Source organism: Sphingobacterium sp. DR205, from assembly GCF_011064245.1.
Classification (GTDB): domain Bacteria; phylum Bacteroidota; class Bacteroidia; order Sphingobacteriales; family Sphingobacteriaceae; genus Sphingobacterium; species Sphingobacterium athyrii.
The window spans coordinates 2,538,183-2,558,439 of the sequence record NZ_CP049333.1 but is presented as its reverse complement, the minus strand read 5'-3'; the positions used below and the strand labels follow the sequence as shown (position 1 = coordinate 2,558,439).

The following is a 20,257-nucleotide window of genomic DNA, read 5'->3' as shown; positions in this document are numbered from 1 at the left end:
CTAAATAGTGTCAGCTATTTGTGCTGTTGAGCACTAAATTTGTAAACCATATCCATATAAATTATGAAATACTGCTATCTCATTCTTTTATTTCTCATGACCGGTCTGGTTGTTGGACAGCCATCCACCGGTTACAATCTTAATTTTACGAATCTGGCAACTCGCTGGGATGAGGCTATCCCCTTAGGCAATGGTCAGTTGGGTGCGTTAATCTGGAAAAAAGACAATACCATCCGCTTATCTCTGGATCGGGCGGATCTTTGGGATGAACGCAAAGCATTTGAGATAGAAAAACATGATTTTAAATGGGTACAGCAACAGCTACAAAACAACAGCTATCAGGAAGCTCAACAATGGGGGGATTCCCCCTATGACCGCTCCCCTTATCCGACCAAACTTCCGGCAGCGGCGATGATCTTTGATGCAGCAAAATTCGGAAACGTCGTTTCCAATGTACTGGATCTGCAAAGTGCGGTACATACATTGAAATTTGACGATGGAAAAACCCTTATTACTTATGTACATGCCACCAGACCAATGGGGTACTTCGAAATTACGGGTAAAAACATCGATGATCTTGCACCACAGCTTGTCCCACATCAATACGAAAATACCACACAGGCCGATGAGCAAAAAAGCGTAGTTGATGGCCAGAGCTTAACCAGACTGGGTTACAAACAAGGGAACATTGTTAAAACTGAAAACGCTCAGGTACTGCATCAGGAAACCTATGATCATCATTTTTTTGAGGTTGTATTGCAGTGGAAAAAAATGTCTCCGAACAAGCTTATAGGCTACTGGACCATCAGTAACGATCAAAAAGCCAAAGTACAGCCCATTTCGATCAAACAGTATGAAGCCGCAAAACAAAGCCATATCTCCTGGTGGGCAAACTATTGGTCTAAATCGACTATTTCCATTCCTGAAAAAGACCTCGAAAGGCAATATTACCTGGAACTTTATAAATTAGGAGCTACGGCACGCCAAGGTGCGCCAGCGATTACACTTCAAGCCGTTTGGACCGCCGACAACGGAGGCTTACCACCCTGGAAAGGGGATTTTCATAACGATCTCAATACGCAATTGAGCTATTGGCCAGCGTACACCGCCAACCGAATGGATGCGGCTCAAAGTTATACGGATTGGTTATGGAAAATCAGGCCGAAGAATCTTGCCTATACCCGGCAATACTTTGCAGTCGACGGATTAAATATTCCGGGTGTGCTGACATTGAATGGCTACCCGATGGGTGGCTGGATCCAATACTCCTTATCCCCCACAGTCAGTGCATGGACAGCCCAACATTTTTATTGGCAATGGAAATATGGAATGGACCGCAATTTCTTAAAAGAGCAAGCTTACCCCTATATCACTGAAGCGGCAACCTATTTAAAAAATATAACTTATCTCAAAGATGGGAAGCGTTATCTCCCCCTAAGCAGTAGTCCGGAATACAATGACAACAGCAGGGAGGCCTGGTTTGAGCGCTGGACAAATTTTGATCTCAGCCTGGCACATTACTTATTCGATATCGCCGCAGAGGTCAGCAACGCAAATGGTAAACCCGAAGCAGCTAAAGAATGGGCTAGATACAGTGCCGAATTGCCTAATTTTGCGACGGATGAAACCGGCCTGCAAGTCGCAGTCGACCTACCGATGAAACATTCCCATAGACACATGTCACCCTATATGGCTATTTACCCATTGGGAATACTTGACATCAATAACGCCCGGGACAAATCGTTGATCGAAAAATCGCTTTCCCATTTAGAGCAATTGGGCACAAGGGCCTGGGTGGGCTATTCCTTTTCATGGATGGCTTGTCTCCATGCAAGAGCAAAACAAAGTAAACAGGCTGTTGTGAACTTACAGAAATTTGCCCATAATTTTTGTTCCATAAATTCCTTTCACTTAAACGGTGACCAAAATGGGGGGCAGTATTCTGATTTTACCTATCGCCCTTTTACGCTGGAGGGTAATTTTGCCTTCGCACAGGGTATTCACGAATTATTAATTCAGAGCAAAAATGATTATATCGAAGTTTTTCCGGCAACGCCTGAGGATTGGAAAAACGTATCCTTTAAAAATCTGAGAACTGCGGGTGGATTTATTGTCAGTGCTGAGAAGAACGGCGGAAAACTAACATCATTGCGCGTAACTGCCAGTCAGAATGGTGTCTTCCGGATTTTTGAAAAGACCGATCTTCAGGATCTGTCAAGTAAAAAACAGTTATCAAAAAACAATGATATCCAATATATTAAATTGAAAAAAGGCCAAACGATTCAGCTAGGCAGTATTTAATTAAATCTGTATTACCAAAAAAGTATGATCAACCGAAAAAAATTTATCCAACTGGGAAGTTTAGGCTTAGGCAGCATATTAGTCAACAAGAGTCTTGCCAATACGTCTATCGCGTCGACAACAGACCATGTGTTCAAAGCTGAGGGCATTAAATTTGGCGTGATTGCAGATCTTCATCACGATCTTATGCACGATGGTTTACGTCGGGCCAAACTTTTTATCGAAGCAATGAAAAATGAAAACCCCGACTTTATTATTTCCTTGGGCGACTTTTGTTTTCCAAAGGCTAAGAATAAAGAATTAATGGCTATTTGGGATGGCTTTACAGGGGAAAGGCACTTTGTAATCGGCAATCACGATACAGACGGCGGCTTCACAAAACAACAGGTCACCGATTTTTGGAATAGCCCCGCACCTTACTATTCCTTTGATAAACAAGGCTTTCATTTTGTCATCCTGGATGGCAACGAGAAAAGCCTGACAAAAAAAATTGAAGGTTATCCCCGCAGTATCGGTCAACAACAACTGGAATGGTTAAAAAAAGATATTCGAAATACTAAAAAGCGGGTTATCATCTTTTGTCATCAAGGCTTGGACAACGAAGACGGCGGACTTGAAAATGGCATGGCAGTGAGGTATCTATTGGAACAGATGAATATTGAAGCTGGATTCAATAAAATTTTACTTGTTCTTACTGGCCATCATCATCTCAATTATCACAACGAGATTAATGGCATTCATTATGTGCAAATCAATAGTGCCTCCTATTACTGGGCGGGTGATACATTTGAAAGCAAAGCGTTTGATGCGGATTTCTATAAAAAACATGGTATTTTAAAACGAACATTGGTCTATCAGGATCCTATCTGGGCAACAGTCAGTATAGATCATAAAAAGAATATCCGTATCCAAGGGTCTGAAACAACAATGGCCGGAATACCACTGGCACAAACGGGAATTGATATTTATAAAGATGTATATCCGATTAGTGCAAAGATTGATAGCAGACATCTGCGCTACCGATAAAACTTTAATTCTTACAAAGAGCCAATAATGGCCAAAGAGATTTTTCGCACGCTCTTTGGCCATTATTCATTTTAGGAAACAGCTAAGTCGCCGATCTGCGGACTGATATGGGAGCAAAAATTAAATAAATAATACTTTGAAAAATATCACAGGAGTAATACCTTTGCGTTGTTTATAATTAATCTAATTAAGACTACAAACCAACATGAATAAAATTATCATCTACCTCCTGTTGATTATTCCGGGCACCCTACTTGCCCAAGGACAGCACAAAGCCGAAATTTACGGTAAAATTTTCTCCTCCGATGGAAAGCCTATTTCGGGTATTACGGTAAAATTGTACCCGCAGGACATCACCGTATTAACGAGAACCAACGGCTCATACCAATTTAAATCTTTAAAGCCGGGTGAAGCAAGACTGGAGATATCAGCGGTGGGCTTACAGTCTTTGACCCGTACAATCCAAATTGTAGAAGACAAAAACCGGATTCCAGATATTTACCTCAACGAAAACCAATCTACCTTACAGGAGATTGTTATTAATGGAAATGGATCCAATAAATATACCCGTAAACAAAGCATTTACGTCTCTAAAATGCCGCTCAACAACCTTGAAAACTCCCAATCATACGCCGTCGTTACTAAAGAGTTATTAAAAAGCCAGCTTAATACCAATTACGACGATGCTATGGCGAACGTTTCAGGTATTGACAAATTATGGGCTTCAACTGGAAGACCAGGTGATGGTGTCACCTATTACACATTACGAGGTTTTAGCACGCAGACTGCAATGGTTAACGGTGTGGTGGGCATCGCCAGCACCAGTCCAGACCCAGCCAATCTTGAATCCATTGAGGTAATCAAAGGGCCCTCGGGCTCACTGTATGGTGGAGCGGCAGTTGGATTTGGCGGACTAATCAACAATATAACCAAGAGGCCATTGGATACTGTCGGTGGTCGTGTCAATTATATTTTGGGCAGTTATGCACAGCATCGTCTCACAGCGGACGTATATGGTCCACTAACCGCGGATAAAAAGCTTCTAGGCCGTGTGAATACAGCACTTACAAATGTCGGCAACTATCAGGACGCGGGTTTCAACAGATCATTTTTTATCGCCCCCTCATTGCTCTACCGGCCAAGTGAAAAACTTGACATTCAATTGGATTTCGAACTCTTTCAAAACAAGGCAACCAATCCGTTAATGGTATTTCTCAATCGTTCACGCCAGTTATTTGCGAGGACGCCCGATGAACTACAGTTTGATTTCGGTAAATCGTATACGAATGACGACGTGACCTTTAAAAATCCTACCACGAATGTACGGGGCAACGTCACCTACCGTTTCAACGAACAATGGACCTCCCATACAACGGTAAATTACAATAGACGTAAATCAGACGGTTATTTTCAATATGTCATGTATCTCCAGGCGAATAACGATACATTGATCAATCGCTATGTCGCTGACCAGAACTACACCGCCAGCAATTTCAATGCACAGCAAAATTTTGTCGGGGACTTTCATCTCGGGGAACTTCGAAACAGGCTGCTCGTCGGCGTCGACTATCTTTTCCAACAAGCAGAAAGTCATAATTCGCCTTATATCTTATTTGATCAGCTCAATACCTCCTTTGATGATCCAAGATATGCTAGATTCAATGCGGCTAATATCGATGCAGCAATAGCTGCTTCAACAGGAGCCGAAACAAATACGAGAAGCCGTAATCAGGTCTTGGGCGCCTATGTCTCCGATGTTTTGGATCTCACTCCACAGTTACATCTGAATGTTGCCTTACGCATGGATTACTTTGACAATCAGGGAACTTATAATTTCGACAAAGACACCACGACAGGAGCTTTCAATCAAACCGCATTTTCTCCACGTGCAGGTTTAGTATATGAATTTATCAAAGATAAAGTCTCATTTTTCGCCAATTATCAAAATGGATTCAAGAATGTTGCTCCTGTCGTACAACCTCATCCGAGTATATCCGGGGACTTTAAACCACAGCAGGCCTCACAGTGGGAAGCCGGGGTTAAATTTAATCTGCTCAACGATAGACTTGGTCTAACGGCAAGCTACTACGACATTACCGTTGATAATATGTTGCGCTCTGAAGCAAGAGTTATCGATGGGGAGTCCTACAATATTACCGTTCAAGATGGTACACGTTTAAGCCGGGGAATAGATTTTGATTTAACAGCTGCTCCGGTCCAAGGCTTGAATGTTATATTTAGTTATAGTTTTAATGATAGCAAAACGACAAAAGCTGCTGAAAATGTGAATAATTTACGTCCAACAGAAGCTGGGCCAAAACATCTTTCGAACCTATGGGCCAACTATATTCTACAAAAAGGAACACTCAAAGGTCTCGGTATCGGGGCGGGATTGAATTATGCCAGTGAAAATCTGATTACCAACAGTGTACCTACAGGTATTTTTTCACTACCGTCATATACACTATTTAATGCAAGCCTCTCCTACGGGTATAAACATTTTGAATTTGCGGTAAAAGGAAACAACCTGACCAACCAAACCTATTTCAAAGGTTGGACTACCGTAAATCCTCAAATGCCTAGAAATATCCTAGGTAGTGTCGCATATCAATTTTAATTTGCTCCGTTAACGAGGCATCAATACACAAGAAAGGGGCTATATATAGCTCCTTTCTTGTGTATTGTTAGAGATTACAATTAAATCTTGCCCTTGTTACAGCACTTTAAATTCGTGCTATTAAGGTAGTTCAATCAAAAACTCAGTTTTAGGCAATCTAAATTTTTTCAATTTCAGCAACCAATCCTCTTCACCCAAACGGTAACCTAAGGGTAGCAGAACAACACTTTTTAGCCCCAATTTGTCTAATCCCAATAACTTATCCAGCTCCCCGTTGGAAAATCCCTCCATTGGTGTAGCATCCACTTTCAATTCCGCAGCTTGCGCGATGGCCATTCCAAAAGAAATATAAGCCTGTTTCGCGGCATGCGCTGCCTGCTGTTCCTCCGTAAGCGCAGCTAACATACTTTTTAATTTATTTTTGTAATCATCAGTTGTATCCAATGGTAAACCTCTATGGTTATTCATCTGGTCAAACGTCGCATCAATACGTTCATCTGTGTATTTATCCCATGCCGCAAAAACCAAAAGATGAGAGCTTTCTGCAATAATTTGTTGCCCCCAAGCTACAGGTACAATTTGCTCTTTCAATTGTTGATCTGTAATCAACACGACACGGAAAGGTTGCAATCCCGAGGAGCTCGGTGCCATACGTGCTGCTTCGATAATTTTATCTACGTCTTTCGGATCAACCTTCTTTGTTGAATCGTATTTTTTGGTCGCATAACGCCATTCAAGGGTTTCTAATAATGCCATTTTCTTTTCTTTTTTTGCTTTATTATTTATTCAAATGCCTTGTTACAGGCTTAGTATCACCTAAATTTGATAAAAGAAATTAAATCCGGAAAGCAGTATACATACAATTAACCTTATTTTAATTTCTATTTATAAAATAAATATAGCAAATATTTGAATGTTCAAACACTAAAACAACATAATAATCCAAGAAACTGAGTAAATCTTTTTACAATCCCGTCAAATTCCCTTGCCGATCATCAGCCCTGCCCTAACGTCTTTTTTTTGCAAAGGGATTAAAAGAAAGTCCAACATTGACATAAAACGACGGATCCGCAGAAGCTTCCCATACATAATTATTTTGCCGTTCACTTTTTTCAAATATCCTCGATCTCGGAATGTTCTTCATACCAGATTTGAGCGTTGCAATAAACGATCTCCCCAAATTATGTTCGTAGGTCAATCCCGAGTTGATCTCCATCTGACTAAAGGTATAGACCTTGTCTGATTCCCAAAAATCATTGAGGTAGAATGTCGTCGTGCTGAGATCTGCCCCCAGAGAAAGGCGACCATTTCGCAACATTGTTTTTCGGACGTAGGCGCCCTTGGGTAATAGCACATCTATCATCCACCCGTCGCGATATTGCTGCTTATAGGTGAAGGTAGGAACAACAGGAATAATTGCCGCAGGATCAATAAACCCGAGTAAGCCGATTGTCATCTGTACATCCCGAGTTGCTTTTAATACCCATGTTCCGGTCAATATCCCACGCATCCGTTCAATCCCCTTATCGCTTCCATCCGTCATGAAACTAGCGGAATAAATAACCATTTTTCCAAATAATTTTGAGAAGTAAGAAAAATTAAGTGATTCATAATGGTAATGGAAATCCTGTGTACGCATTTTTTGCGGCTGCGTGCTTAAATCTGATTCTTGTACATTGAATGAAGTATACTGATAACCGAGGCTAGTACCTAACGTCCAGCTACGCCGGTTTAAAAAATTGACATTCAAGCTCCCGCCAGCCTGATGGAGTGACTCTACCTTACCTCGCGTAATGACGCCCCCTTTAACATTGGATGAATATTTGTAACCGCCATTATATTCATAACTTAGATTTAGCACCCGCGCTGCAGGAAATTTGTCGGCTACAATGGCCTGTACTTTTTGCGGAATACTATCTTTGGTCTGTGCGGAACTGCTGCATACAAGAGCAAAGCTCCCAAGCAACACCAGGTTCTTTTTCATGTGGATATTCGTTTTTTTTATCTATTCTTTTTCAATTAAAGGAAACCCGAAAAACTGCTCTTTCGGAAATTAGAACGGAGCAGCCGACGTGTTACAAGAATAGATCAATAGGAAACGCTCATTTTATTTTTTATACAAAAAGGTCAATATTTTATACGAAAGGTGGGCAGCTTCAAAAGAGCTTTTTATCCATTCTATCTACCGATTTCACTTTGGTATAAAAAAAAGCAGTGTTCATATAAAACAAAATCATTTTGAAACAAAAAAAGTTACATTTGCGAAATCAGGGTCAATAAACCAGATCAATATGCTAGACTGCAACAACCGTATTGTTTTACGCTACCTAACGGAAAAGAAATTCAGATTTTTACGACATGGTCTGTTCTTAATTGGTTTGCTTATTCTTTTTGCCAATGCCAATACAAATGCACAATTTTTAGGAAATTATAAGACCTACTTCTCCCTGGCGCTTTGGACGGTTTTCGTCGCAATGTTCTATATCAATATGTACGTATTGATACCACAGTTTTTTTTCAGGGGAAAATATGAAATCTACACGGTATTGCTCATTTTGCTGGTGACAGCGAGCCTGCTTGTTGTCATGCAGATCGCAATCTATATCTTTAGCATCCATATTCCGGCAATTGAAAGGCAACGAACCAATACCATGAGTTTTGTGAGCGGTCTTTTTATCTGTGTTCCCATCATTTTGACCACCACTACGTTTAAACTTTTTAAACGTTGGATCGAAGACAATAAACGCATTTCAGATTTAAAAAACTTGGCGCTTACAACGGAGTTAAATGCATTAAAGAACCAGATTCAGCCACATTTCTTGTTTAACATGCTCAATAATGTGAAGGCTCTGATTCGGAAAAACCCGAGTATGGCCACCGAGGTTATTATCAAACTATCCGATTTTCTGCGGTACCAACTGTATGAAAATGATGCAGATAAAACACTCTTAAAATCCGAAATAAACTTTATTTTCAATTTTCTAAAACTTGAGGAAATACGCAGGGATAATTTGAAAACCTCACTTTCCTGTGCCGCGGAACTCGAAAAACAAAGTATTTTTCTGCCGCCACATCTTTTTACCGCTTTTATCGAGAATGCGATTAAACATAGTGTCAATATACACAATGAAAATACCTTTATTGCCATTCACTTTACACAGACCGATGGGCAACTTTGTTTTGAATGTGAAAATTCGAGCGATCCAAATTTTTCGACTACTAATCCTAAATACGGTGGATTGGGATTAGTCAATGCCAAAAGACGACTTGATTTGCTATATGGCAATAATTACGAACTTAACATATCAAAAAAGCACCTGTTGTATCAGGTAAAATTAAAAATTCCATTATGAATTGTATCATTGTAGATGATGAACCCTTAGCAAGGGAAGAAATGCGAAATCTGGTCGAAGAAATTTCATCTATAGAAATCCTCGGCGAGTTTTCCAATGCCTTAGCTGCCAAGGAATATCTCGCAACTGGATCTGTTGACCTTGTTTTTCTGGACATCGAGATGCCCACTGTCAACGGACTGGATTTTGCACAGGCCTTACCGAAAGATGTCCTGGTGATACTGACGACAGCCTATGCCCAATATGCATTGCGGGGGTTCGAGCTGGATGCACTTGATTACCTGCTTAAACCAATTAAAAAAGATCGCCTGGTCAAGGCAATTGATAAAGCGTTTAGCTATAAAAATCTGCTCAATTTAAAAGAAAATCAAAACACCTTTGAAGATGCGAATGAAGATGCTGTATTTATCAAATCGGATCGAAAATACTATAAAATCTTATTTGGCGATATTCGATTTATTGAAGCACTCAAAGATTATGTGGTCATCTATACCCGTACCAACAAACTGATTACAGCAATGAATCTAAAAACCATTCACCAAAAACTACCGGCCCATATATTTGTTCGGGTCAGCAAATCTTATTTGATCAATTTGTCCTTTATTGATTCTTTTGACAACCATACGATATATATCGACAAGTTCGAAATCCCGATTGGCGACATCTATCGTGAGCTATTTTTTAAGCAGTATACAGGCGGGCTATTGTAAGATCATCTGTACGGCGATCTGAATAGAGCTAAGCAAGGACAAAGCGGTCCAAAAAATCAACTTTTATACCATGTCTATGCAACAAAGCTGTCAATAGATCTACGGAACAGTCCTCTGTTTCTACCCGAAAGATGGCGTCTTCATCATCCAGATCCAAGGTAGCCGACTGTATCTGCGGTAGATGGAGCTTTAACAGCTGCATCAGGAAGGTCTTCTTCTCCTTTGTTCTCACAGAGCTTTTAAAAATCAATATCTGCTTCGCTTTCATGTTATAAATTTAAAATTGCACCCAAAATTCGATCGCTTCTCAGTTTATATTCATCCGAGATTTATCACAAATCTATCATTTAAACCTATCGCCAGTTGAGATTTTATACGAAAGCAGGCCTTTCTTATACCAAAACTCCCGTAATTCGTCTTGCAATCATTAGCCCTGCTTTTCTTTATGGGATTATCTAATTTTTTTTAAGACCTTTGTCTATCTTTAATTCAATAAGCAAAAACACAAAAAAAGCGCAATGTCTATTACCAACGAGAACGAATTGACCGGAATGCAAAAAGCGAGTGCGGCAGTCGCCAAAACGCTTAAAGCGATGTGCGATTATGCCAAGGTAGGCATGTCAACCAAAGAATTAGATGAATATGGCGCAAAGATATTAACTTCATATGGTGCCAAATCAGCGCCAGCGTTGACCTATAACTTCCCGGGCTGGACTTGTATCAGTGTAGACAACGAATTCTGTCATGGTGTTCCTGCTGCGGACCGTTTATTACAGGAAGGAGATCTTATTAATATTGATGTATCGGCTGAGCTGGATGGTTTTTGGGCTGATAACGGGGCTTCTTTTGTAATCGGTCAGGATATTCATAACCATCAGAAATTGGTAGACGCTTCAAAGGAAATCCTTCAAAAAACCATAAAAAATATCCGTGGTGGTGTTAAAATTGCGGACATTGGCCAGCTAATGGAAACAGAAGCAAAAAAGAGAGGTTATAAAGTGATCAAAAATCTAGGTGGACATGGCATCGGACGTAGTCTACACGAAGAGCCAGATGAGTTGCTCAACTATAAGAATAGATTTGACCAGAGACGGTTTAAGAAAAATTCAATTGTTGCTATCGAAACCTTTATTTCCACCTCTTCCACTTATGCTACTGAATTAAATGATGGCTGGACGATGGTTGGTGACAAAGGCGGTTACATGGCACAACATGAACATACCATTATGATTACAGATGGCGCTCCAGTGATTTTAACGGCGGAGAATTGTATTTTCAATTAGGCATTATATCCGGAAAGATATTTCCTAAGATCGTTAAGATCAATATCTTTCCGGAATAACTTTTCTAAAAAACGCCTTTTTTGGCAGGCTCCTCTTCAAAGTCCAAAAGACTTATTTTCAACTTTTTTTGCTCCATCAGACGAATAATCAATTCATCTACTTTTTTTGTTGATTTCACCATCATCGTGAATACCTTGTCATCTAGATTAAAAGAAATGGATATCACTGTCGGAACCAGTAAAAAAATATAGGTTTCAAGTTCCTTCCGTCGCAGTAGAATTCCCCTACCTACCGCAAAAAGTTGCATATAACTCATCATCGTTATTTTTATAATTTAAATTCAAATTACCGACCTATGCCTGCTCCATAGTATTCCACGGCGATGCTGTAAGGAAAATCTTCCACAGTTGAAAACAGCTGTTCCAACCCTTCCAAGTGCGGTATGATAGCCACTTTTTGCCTTCTTTTTTCAAGGATTAAGGCTAGCTGGTCCGCAAAATCCAGATCGGCATCAATAAGTATAAACCGATCAGCACTACATGCGTAGGCCATCTTTTCAGTTTCGCGGCGATTTTGACTTGGATTGATCAGAATCAGCATGTTTATTGTTTTCATTTCGTTCGTATATTAAGATGCTGCTATTAGAGCCAGCCGCCTCCCAAAGCACGGTAAAGGGATGTTATGGCATTAATTTTCTGTGATTTCACCGTAGCCTGATCCAGTTCGGCCTGCAAGCGATTGGTCTGTGCCACAATTACTTCCAAATATGTTGCTTCATTAAATTTATAAAGCAGCAAGGCGTTCTGCACGAGCTGTGCGGAGCGTTCTACCTGCAGATTGGAAGTCTCCAGTTGTTCGTTTGATTTCTCAAGCTGAATCAGCGCATCGGACACTTCACCGACTGCTTTTAACATCGTCTGTTTGAAATTCAGTTCCATTTGATCCTTCGTAATTTTTGATTGTTCTAAACGTGTTTTTAACTGTCTTCCATTCAGAATCGGCTGTACGATAGTTCCAGTTGCTGCGGCAAACAGTGAGCCAGGCAAATTAAACCAGTTATTGGCTTTAAATGCATTTAATCCGCCCTGAGCAGTGATATTTAAATTTGGATACATACTTGCCCGGGCGATGTGTATGGAGGCCAGGCTACGTCGGACATCCAATTCGCTGCTGCGCAGATCCGGCCGGTAGCTTAACAGATTTGCAGGAACCCCCAGCGAGAGATTGGTCGGCGACTGAACCTGATCCAATCGGGTAGTTCTTTTTACTGGCCCCGGCACCTCACCCACTAAAATGCTCAATGCATTTTCTTGTACTTGAATTCGGGCTTCAATTGCTGGAATCTGTTTAGCTACCTGATCCCGCGCCACCTCTTGCTGTTGTACGGAAAGTATGTTTGTCAGCCCCAATTCAACCTGTTTATTGAGAATGAATAACGTGCTATCCGCAAATCCCAGATTACGTTTTGTTATCTCCAACTGTCGATCCAGCAGCAATAGGTTGTAATACCCTTGAACGACCTCAGCTACCAAACGTGTCTTAATCGCGCGCGCTGCCTCCTGTGTTTTAAGAAAATCCACTAAGGCCTCCTGCTTTTGTCCTTTCAATTTCCCCCAGATATCGGCTTCCCAGGATAGCTGAATGGATGATGTATAATCCATGGTATATTTTTGTCCCATAAACTGACTGGCCATCATACCGTTCATGCTGTTGTCAGAAGGGCGGTTAATCCCCACATTGGCAAGATTTGCATTTAGCAAAGGAACATTCAGCCACTTGGCTTGCTTATACCCTTCCGAAGCAAATTCAATCTGCTTCAGGGCAACATTCAGATCATTATTTTTTTTCAAAGCACTGTCCAAAAGAGAAATGAGCATTTCGTCTTTAAAAAAATCGCGATAAGAGATCTTTGCGATACTACTATCGCCTTCTTGCACCTCCTCCTGATTTCGATAACGATCGACCGGCTTCATCTCGTTCCCAGCGTATTGTGGTACGCGGCAGGCATGCAGCACTGCGATAGTCGCTAGCAGCACCATACCGTAACGGCAATTTCTTTTTATCTGTTTCATATTATATCATCCTTAATTAGTACTCCCATTCACTTTCATCCAGCTCACGGCCATTCAATCTTTCGTGGAAGTACTGAAATACCACAAAGAGTACAGGGGTTAGGAATATCCCTAATACCGTCCCCACCAGCATGCCAAAAATGGCAGCATAGCCAATGGAATGATTACCCATTGCTGAAGGTCCTACAACAAAAACGAGCGGCACAATTCCCGTAATAAAAGCCAATGAAGTCATTAAGATAGGTCTTAGCCGCGCTTTTGCACCTTCTACCGCTGCCGCAATCAAGCTCTTTCCGGCTTTTCGGCGCTGGCTTGAAAACTCGACAATCAGAATTCCATTCTTTGCCAGTAGCCCAATGAGCATCACCATAGCAATCTGTACATAGATATTATTTGCAATTCCGGCCATACCAATTCCGATGAACACGCCTGATAATCCCACAGGAATGGAGAGCAGTACGGAAAAAGGTAATATGTAGCTTTCATATTGTGCAGATAACAAGAAATAAACAAATACAATACAGAGCACAAAAATTATTGTAGTCTGTGATGTCGCCGTGTTTTCTTCGCGGCTCATGCCTTTGTAATCGAAGGTATAACCTGGTGGGAGCAGCTGCTTGGCTACCTCCTGGATAGCTGACATGGCTTGCCCGGTACTATACCCCGGAGCCGGCATTACAGTAAGGTTTGACGCGTTGAATAGGTTGAACCGCTCTACAACCTCGGGTCCGGTAACGGGCTGGATACTCACCAGCGTACTGATCGGGATCATGTCCTGCCGGCTATTTTTCACAAACACCCCCTGCAATGATTTTTCATCTGCCCGGGATTCCGGAGTTGCCTGTACCAGTACACGATAATATTTACCGAAGCGATTAAAGTCCGAAGCCTGTATGCTGCCGTAATATCCTTGCATAACGCCAAGTACATCACTAACAGCCACACCGAGCTGTGCGGCTTTCGCTTCGTCCACAGCAACTTCGTATTGTGGGTAGGAAACATCAAAAGTGGTAAAGGCCATGGCAATCTCCGGTCTTTGCATCAATGCGCCCATCATGCCATAGGATATGTTGCCAAGTTTTTGCAATTCCGCATTTGTTCTGTCCTGTAAAACCAGCTCCATACCACTCGAATTACCAAATCCGTCTACCGTAGGTGTGTTTAATACAAGAAAGTTCGCTCGTTTATCCTGCGCAAGCATCCCCTGCAGCTCGCCCATAATCGCTCCGAGGTTGTGCACTTCGCCACGTTCTTTTTCAGCTTTCAGGCGAATAAAGAAAGTACCGGCAGCGGAAGACATTGCTCCGGTAAATAGACTTAAGCCATTCACGGAGATTACCTCACGAACTGCGGGATGCGCCATCAACTTGTTTTCGGTATCGGACATCAGCACGGTGGTCCGGTCTTTAGACGTTCCGGCAGCCAGGTTGGCCGTCACAATGATAAACGACTGATCTTCATCCGGGATAAAACCTTTTGGAGTATTCATGGAGTACCAGGCAAACAAGCCACCAAACACAGCCAAAAGTAAAAATGCGATCCACTTGCGTTTGATCATCGTTAGAATTGCTTTTCCATAACGAAAAGTAAGTTTATCAAAACCCGCATTAAATCCGGCAAAAAAACGTTGTTTGAATGTAACCTTATGATTTTCATGCGAATGATCCACATGGGTTTTCAATAAGATTGCACATAAGGCCGGACTCAGTGTCAGGGCATTTACGGCTGAAATGACAATTGCGATCGCCAATGTCAACGCGAATTGCTGATAAAACAAACCTGTGGAACCGTCCATAAATGCGACTGGGACAAATACTGCGGACATCACCAGCGTAATCGAAACAATAGCACCCGAAATTTCCCCCATGGCAGACATCGTAGCGGCTTTGGCATTTAGTTTTCGCCGTTCCATTTTGGCATGTACGGCTTCGACAACAACAATGGCATCATCGACAACAATTCCGATTGCGAGTACCAAGGCGAAAAGCGTCAGTATATTAATTGAAAACCCAAATATTTTCATAAAGAAAAATGTCCCTACAATGGAAACCGGAACGGCGATGGCCGGAATCAAAGTCGAACGAAAATCTTGTAAGAATATAAATACTACAATAAATACCAAAATAAAGGCTTCGATCAGGGTTTTAATGACCTGGTCAATCGATTGATCCAGTGATTCTTTGGTTGCATATGGTATTTTGTACTCCATCGTTCCCGGAAAAGATTTCTGCAGTTCTTCCATGCGCTTTTGTAATGCAATTTGTACCTCATTGGCATTTGATCCGCTCATCTGGAAAATTGCCATGGTGACGGCAGGTTTCTTGTTATAGTTGGATGCCACAGTATAGCTATAAGCTGCAAATTCAACTTTGGCAACATCTTTCAGACGCAATACCGAACCATCGTTCTGCGCCCGAATAACAATATCTTCATATTGCCGAGGTTCGGTGAATTTCCCCTTATAGCGCATCACGTACTCTTTCACCTCTGTGCTCTGCTCACCAAACCTACCTGGAGCTGCTTCCAGATTTTGGGACTGGATGGCGCGCGACACATCACTTGGTGTCAGGTTGTAGCTATTCAGTTTATTTGGATCTAACCATACGCGCATGGCGTAGTCCTTATTTCCATATACCATTGCGTCGCCTACTCCTTTGATACGCTTAAGCTCGGGTACTACATTTATTTTGCTGTAGTTTTCGAGAAAGAGATCATCCATGGTACCATCTTTACTTGTCAGCGTGACCATCGCAATCATGCTATTTTGACGTTTTAAGGTGGTGATTCCACTTTGGATCACTTCTGCCGGCAGCTGATTGGTCACCTGCGCGACACGGTTCTGGACATTGATAGCAGCCTGATCCGGATCGGTACCTAATTTGAAGATTACCGTAATATTTAATGTACCGTCATTGCTTGCCGTTGATGAAATGTAATCCATATTTTCAACCCCATTAATAGCGTTTTCAATGGGTGGGGCGACGGAACGTGCGATTGTTTCGGCATTTGCACCGGGATACACAGCGGTCACCATAACAGTAGGTGGGGCAATATCGGGAAATTTGGTAATGGGCAGGCTGAGCATACCGACAACACCGAGAATGACCAATAAAACAGAAATCACGGTGGCCAATACCGGTCGTTTAATTATTTTTTTTAACATGAAATTGCTGCTTTATTTTTTGTTTTGAGTTTGCTTTTGTGCTGTAACCGGCATTCCGGGCTGCAGACGTTCGAATCCTTGTGCGATATAACGGTCGCCCTGTTTTAATCCTTCACGAATGATAAAATTATCTTCAGATTTTCCTGAAATAGTCACGGGTATCTGTACGACTTTATTTTCCTTATCGACGGTATAGGCAAAGACCTTATCTTGGTAGGTCACTGTCGACGCGATAGGTAATAATGGCATTTCCTTCAATTGTTGAACCATCACAATTTTTCCGGTGTTACCACTGCGCAGCGCAGCATTGGGATTATCAAATTTGGCACGGAAGGTAATCGAACCCGTATTCTTATTGAACTGACCTTCAACGGCATCTATTCGCCCTTTTGTGGCATACTCTTGTCCATCCGATAATAATAGTGCAACGGGCGCCGCATTTTGCAGTTTCTCGGCCACAGTACTTCCGGTATGCTCACGTTGAAATCGCACGAAATCACGTTCGCTCAAGCTAAAATAGGCATATACCTGATGATTATCCGAAACGACTGTAATGGCTTCCTGATTTGTCGTAGACAGCAAACTCCCCAAACGATAGTTGAAGCGACCGATATAGCCATTCACAGGCGATTTGATCACCGAAAAATCCAGATTGATCTGTGCCGAAGCTATCGCTGATCTGGCCTGTGCCACAGACGCATTTGCGGCGGCATAGCTCGCCTGAGCCTCTTGCATCTGAATATCTGAAACAATACGGCTTTTGGTCAGCTCCGTTTTTCGATCTAATTCAATTTTAGCAGTCAGTAGATTTGATTCAGCAACAGCCAATGCAGCCTTTGCATTGGTCAACTGTTCGCGGAAGATCCGATCTTCAATTTTGAATAGCGTCTGTCCGGCGCGAACATAGTCCCCCTCATCTACGAATATTTTCTGGAGATAACCGTTCACCTGGGGCCGTATTTCTATATTGGAAAGGCCTTCAATGGCACTAGCATATTCATTTCGAATCGTTGCATCGCCCGTTGTCACAGTATCAAAAAGTACCTCCGCAGGTCCCTGCTGATATCCGTCCCCCTGCCGTTTACCCGTACAGCTGGATAATAATACCAGCGCAATAAACAAGTTCGTGGTGCGTTTTTTAACGACATTTTGCTTCATAATGGATTTTGCTTTTAATTATATGTGTAGCAAAAGTCCAAAAAAACCGAAGTCTAAATTCGGCGCAAAGACGCCAAAATTTGTTTAAAAGACGCCAAACAGGATAGCTCAGGCCCTAAAAACAAAGGTGCTTTTACTTTTGTACGCAGTAAAAGCACCTTTGTTCGGATTGCTATTGGAACAGCAAGAATTACTTAAAAAAGGTCGTCCATTTTGTAGTCACTGGGATTTCTTTCGGTATGTTTTTTGAAAAATTTGCTGAAGACCGTTTGATCTGAAAAATTAAGTAAACAGGCCACCTGACTGATGTTATTTGTCGAGTTTTTTAAGAGAATTTTTGCCTCGATAAGGAGTACTTGGTTAATAATTTCTTTTGGAGTGCGCGACATGGCCTTCTTGACAACTTTCGTGAGATACTTTCGACTGACAAATAAACGATCCGCGTAAAACTGAACGTCGTGATGTTCGACATAATATTCCCGGACAAGTGCAAAAAAAGCACTCGTAATCTCTTCTTCCCGGGAAGAAAAACTTGCCTGCTGCCGAAAGTTTTTGGAATAGTTCTCAATATCGTACATCAATAAAGAAAAATAATGCCAGATCATCTCATTACTATAATAGACCGTATTCTTAAAATCGTTGAGATAAGCAAGTTCCTTAATATAAAATGCCAATCGTCTGTAGAGGTGTTGCTCGCCACGAATGATATAGGAGGGGTTGTTGGAGAAATTCTTTAACATATCATTTGACCGATAATTAAAGCCGGCATCCGATAGCATATCTATGGAAAAGAAAATTTGCTTTTGCTTGACATCCGCGGAAAAGTAAATGACTTTGAAAACCTCCTGTGGGACACAAAAAAGAATGTCGCCTTTTTGAAGCTCATATTCATAGTCTCCCACCCGATAATAGGAAATACCCTCCTCAGCCAACAATACGCCAAAAAAAGAAGCACGATAATGGCAATTGCGCTGAATATGCATATTGTCACTTGTAGACTCTAGCACCATATATTCCTTGCTGCGTTGCGGAAACAGCAGCTCACGCGTCAAATCCTCCATTTTAAGAGAAATGACGTACTCTTTTTTTTTCATTATGTTGAGTTGGCCTTAAAATAACTTCTATTGAAGCAATCAAAAATAGCCGATTAAATAGTGTAAAAAATCATATCATGGTCCTGATTTGGAATTTGACAAAAAAGAAATAAAATATATTCGACGATATCAGAGCTGGAAGTATAGATCATGAACAAAAGCACAAATACTGCCGCGGAATCCTTTAAAAAATATAAGGGGCCTCTCTTGACGAGAAAACCCCCAAATAATATATTTTTGTAGGACTAACTAGATTATTCCAATAAGTACGCAATAGTTTGCTTAAAAAATGTGTGCTGCGGACGTTCTAACGATTCAAGTGGGATGAACATCTATATTTAAGTTTGTATTTGATTACGATAATAAAGGTCGATGAATTCTTTCAATAAAAAAGTGACTATCGTCACTTTTCATCTAAATTCTGAAATTATTTCAAAAAGTATTTTTATCCCCACTGTTAAATGAATTATATAAAGTTCATTCGCTCAATTATATTGGTGTAAGATTGTGCATATAGATCGTTATTTAATTTAGCTTTAAGATTAGTACTTTTGATGTTTAAAGTTTACTGCTATTGAAAACAATAAAATTCCATAAGGGCGAATGCGGTGTTGAATTTCTATTAAACGTACTAAATCAACAGGAGACGGACTATACACATCGCGAGACCTATCATAAAGACTTTTTTGAAATTTTGTTTTTCAAAAAGGCTAAGGGACGTTTGCGATTGAATCAGGAAGTCATCGAATTAACGGACAACAACATTATTTTTATTTCCGCCTTTCAGAAACATACCTTCGAACTGGATCCTACGCATCTGGAATTTACCACATTGATTTTTCAGGAAGATTTTCTCAATGAATTTTTCGCAGATAAGCTTTTTACGTATCGCCTACTGTATTTCTATCAGTCACACTATACTGTAAAAATAGCAGCTGATGATGTATATCTATCTAAATTCTATACGCTGCTGGCGGAAATAAAATCAGAGCTTGTTCAAACACAAGCAGACAGTGCACATATTATACGCTCTTTGCTTTATTATTTACTCCAGACCTTGAATCGAAAATATGCCCGATTGAATGGACTTTCTATACAAAAGCCTGAGAATAATTTTGCGTATCAGTTCAGGATGTTACTCGAACAGCATATTCAACAGAAACAGCGGATTAAAGACTATACCGCACTGATGGGCGTTAGCCGGATCACATTGAATCATGCTGTTAAGGCACAATTCAATACCACGGCGACACAATTGCTCAAACAACGATTATTATTTGAAGTACAGGAGTTGCTGATACATTCAGGCAAGTCAATCAGTGAAATTGCCTTTGATCTGAATTTTTCTGAGCCTAATCACCTGATGCGTTTTTTTAAGGCCCAGACAGGCAAAACCATCAGTGCATTTATCAAGGAACTTCGGTAAAAGATTTATGACCGGTTGTCCAGAGCCGATAATCTCCACGAATTATAAAAAAGC

16 protein-coding genes are annotated in these 20,257 nt (G+C 41.1%); 7 read left to right on the top strand and 9 right to left on the bottom strand.

All coding sequences use genetic code 11. From position 1 onward, the window contains the following. The first annotated feature begins 63 nt into the window (after positions 1 to 63). From G6053_RS10845 to G6053_RS10835, 3 genes are all read left to right on the top strand, one after another. On the top strand, positions 64 to 2,301 hold the full coding sequence (locus G6053_RS10845; protein ID WP_165306417.1) for a glycoside hydrolase family 95-like protein: 2,238 nt from the start codon (positions 64 to 66) through the stop codon (positions 2,299 to 2,301). 24 nt (positions 2,302 to 2,325) lie between these two features. After that, the gene (locus G6053_RS10840) at positions 2,326 to 3,327 is read left to right on the top strand and encodes a metallophosphoesterase (RefSeq protein WP_165306416.1); all 1,002 of its coding nucleotides are present in this window, start codon (positions 2,326 to 2,328) and stop codon (positions 3,325 to 3,327) included. A 205-nt stretch (positions 3,328 to 3,532) separates the two neighbouring features. Next, positions 3,533 to 5,944 carry a TonB-dependent receptor gene (locus G6053_RS10835; RefSeq protein ID WP_165306415.1) on the top strand — a complete coding sequence of 804 codons (2,412 nt, stop codon included), beginning with the start codon at positions 3,533 to 3,535 and terminating at the stop codon, positions 5,942 to 5,944. Between the two features lie 120 nt (positions 5,945 to 6,064). Here G6053_RS10835 and G6053_RS10830 read toward each other — a convergent pair whose 3' ends face one another. After that, on the bottom strand, positions 6,065 to 6,700 hold the full coding sequence (locus G6053_RS10830) for a nitroreductase family protein (RefSeq protein ID WP_165306414.1): 636 nt from the start codon (positions 6,698 to 6,700) through the stop codon (positions 6,065 to 6,067). A gap of 250 nt (positions 6,701 to 6,950) precedes the next feature. Further along, on the bottom strand, positions 6,951 to 7,928 hold the full coding sequence (locus G6053_RS10825) for a DUF6268 family outer membrane beta-barrel protein (RefSeq protein ID WP_165306413.1): 978 nt from the start codon (positions 7,926 to 7,928) through the stop codon (positions 6,951 to 6,953). A 307-nt stretch (positions 7,929 to 8,235) separates the two neighbouring features. Between G6053_RS10825 and G6053_RS10820 the strand changes: the two genes are divergently transcribed. Further along, on the top strand, positions 8,236 to 9,297 hold the full coding sequence (locus tag G6053_RS10820) for a histidine kinase (RefSeq protein WP_165306412.1): 1,062 nt from the start codon (positions 8,236 to 8,238) through the stop codon (positions 9,295 to 9,297). Continuing rightward, complete coding sequence (locus G6053_RS10815; protein WP_165306411.1) at positions 9,294 to 10,007, top strand: LytTR family DNA-binding domain-containing protein; 714 nt, start codon at positions 9,294 to 9,296, stop codon at positions 10,005 to 10,007. The genes G6053_RS10820 and G6053_RS10815 overlap by 4 nt, the downstream gene beginning before the upstream one ends. Positions 10,008 to 10,035: 28 nt before the next feature. Here the strand turns inward: G6053_RS10815 and G6053_RS10810 are convergent, their stop codons facing one another. Continuing rightward, a complete protein-coding gene (locus tag G6053_RS10810) occupies positions 10,036 to 10,275 on the bottom strand; it encodes a hypothetical protein (RefSeq protein WP_104382394.1) in 240 nt (79 codons plus the stop codon). Positions 10,276 to 10,525: 250 nt separating this feature from the next. On the opposite strand from G6053_RS10810, the gene map reads away from it, so the two are divergent. Continuing rightward, the gene (gene map / locus G6053_RS10805) at positions 10,526 to 11,290 is read left to right on the top strand and encodes a type I methionyl aminopeptidase (RefSeq protein ID WP_165306410.1); all 765 of its coding nucleotides are present in this window, start codon (positions 10,526 to 10,528) and stop codon (positions 11,288 to 11,290) included. 64 nt (positions 11,291 to 11,354) lie between these two features. Here map and G6053_RS10800 read toward each other — a convergent pair whose 3' ends face one another. The 6 genes from G6053_RS10800 to G6053_RS10775 form a co-directional block, all read right to left on the bottom strand. Then, positions 11,355 to 11,609 (bottom strand): hypothetical protein, encoded by a 255-nt coding sequence (locus tag G6053_RS10800; RefSeq protein WP_146190955.1) that lies wholly within the window; start codon positions 11,607 to 11,609, stop codon positions 11,355 to 11,357. A gap of 26 nt (positions 11,610 to 11,635) precedes the next feature. Beyond that, the gene (locus tag G6053_RS10795; protein ID WP_165306409.1) at positions 11,636 to 11,905 is read right to left on the bottom strand and encodes a hypothetical protein; all 270 of its coding nucleotides are present in this window, start codon (positions 11,903 to 11,905) and stop codon (positions 11,636 to 11,638) included. A 26-nt stretch (positions 11,906 to 11,931) separates the two neighbouring features. Further along, positions 11,932 to 13,362 (bottom strand): TolC family protein, encoded by a 1,431-nt coding sequence (locus G6053_RS10790; RefSeq protein ID WP_165306408.1) that lies wholly within the window; start codon positions 13,360 to 13,362, stop codon positions 11,932 to 11,934. A gap of 16 nt (positions 13,363 to 13,378) precedes the next feature. Next, positions 13,379 to 16,525: an efflux RND transporter permease subunit gene (locus G6053_RS10785; RefSeq protein WP_165306407.1), complete on the bottom strand. Its 3,147-nt coding sequence runs from the start codon at positions 16,523 to 16,525 to the stop codon at positions 13,379 to 13,381. Between the two features lie 12 nt (positions 16,526 to 16,537). Beyond that, the gene (locus G6053_RS10780; RefSeq protein ID WP_165306406.1) at positions 16,538 to 17,683 is read right to left on the bottom strand and encodes an efflux RND transporter periplasmic adaptor subunit; all 1,146 of its coding nucleotides are present in this window, start codon (positions 17,681 to 17,683) and stop codon (positions 16,538 to 16,540) included. 194 nt (positions 17,684 to 17,877) lie between these two features. Further along, complete coding sequence (locus G6053_RS10775) at positions 17,878 to 18,777, bottom strand: helix-turn-helix transcriptional regulator (protein WP_165306405.1); 900 nt, start codon at positions 18,775 to 18,777, stop codon at positions 17,878 to 17,880. Positions 18,778 to 19,351: 574 nt separating this feature from the next. Here G6053_RS10775 and G6053_RS10770 point away from each other — a divergent pair. Next, the gene (locus G6053_RS10770; RefSeq protein WP_165306404.1) at positions 19,352 to 20,203 is read left to right on the top strand and encodes an AraC family transcriptional regulator; all 852 of its coding nucleotides are present in this window, start codon (positions 19,352 to 19,354) and stop codon (positions 20,201 to 20,203) included. Positions 20,204 to 20,257: the final 54 nt, after the last annotated feature.

Bases quoted from the DNA above. Each gene is read 5' to 3' on its own strand.
- G6053_RS10845 (WP_165306417.1), top strand. From the start codon at position 64: ATGAAATACTGCTATCTCATTCTTTTATTTCTCATGACCGGTCTGGTT.
- G6053_RS10840 (WP_165306416.1), top strand. From the start codon at position 2,326: ATGATCAACCGAAAAAAATTTATCCAACTGGGAAGTTTAGGCTTAGGC.
- G6053_RS10835 (WP_165306415.1), top strand. From the start codon at position 3,533: ATGAATAAAATTATCATCTACCTCCTGTTGATTATTCCGGGCACCCTA.
- G6053_RS10830 (WP_165306414.1), bottom strand. From the start codon at position 6,700: ATGGCATTATTAGAAACCCTTGAATGGCGTTATGCGACCAAAAAATAC.
- G6053_RS10825 (WP_165306413.1), bottom strand. From the start codon at position 7,928: ATGAAAAAGAACCTGGTGTTGCTTGGGAGCTTTGCTCTTGTATGCAGC.
- G6053_RS10820 (WP_165306412.1), top strand. From the start codon at position 8,236: ATGCTAGACTGCAACAACCGTATTGTTTTACGCTACCTAACGGAAAAG.
- G6053_RS10815 (WP_165306411.1), top strand. From the start codon at position 9,294: ATGAATTGTATCATTGTAGATGATGAACCCTTAGCAAGGGAAGAAATG.
- G6053_RS10810 (WP_104382394.1), bottom strand. From the start codon at position 10,275: ATGAAAGCGAAGCAGATATTGATTTTTAAAAGCTCTGTGAGAACAAAG.
- map (WP_165306410.1), top strand. From the start codon at position 10,526: ATGTCTATTACCAACGAGAACGAATTGACCGGAATGCAAAAAGCGAGT.
- G6053_RS10800 (WP_146190955.1), bottom strand. From the start codon at position 11,609: ATGATGAGTTATATGCAACTTTTTGCGGTAGGTAGGGGAATTCTACTG.
- G6053_RS10795 (WP_165306409.1), bottom strand. From the start codon at position 11,905: ATGAAAACAATAAACATGCTGATTCTGATCAATCCAAGTCAAAATCGC.
- G6053_RS10790 (WP_165306408.1), bottom strand. From the start codon at position 13,362: ATGAAACAGATAAAAAGAAATTGCCGTTACGGTATGGTGCTGCTAGCG.
- G6053_RS10785 (WP_165306407.1), bottom strand. From the start codon at position 16,525: ATGTTAAAAAAAATAATTAAACGACCGGTATTGGCCACCGTGATTTCT.
- G6053_RS10780 (WP_165306406.1), bottom strand. From the start codon at position 17,683: ATGAAGCAAAATGTCGTTAAAAAACGCACCACGAACTTGTTTATTGCG.
- G6053_RS10775 (WP_165306405.1), bottom strand. From the start codon at position 18,777: ATGAAAAAAAAAGAGTACGTCATTTCTCTTAAAATGGAGGATTTGACG.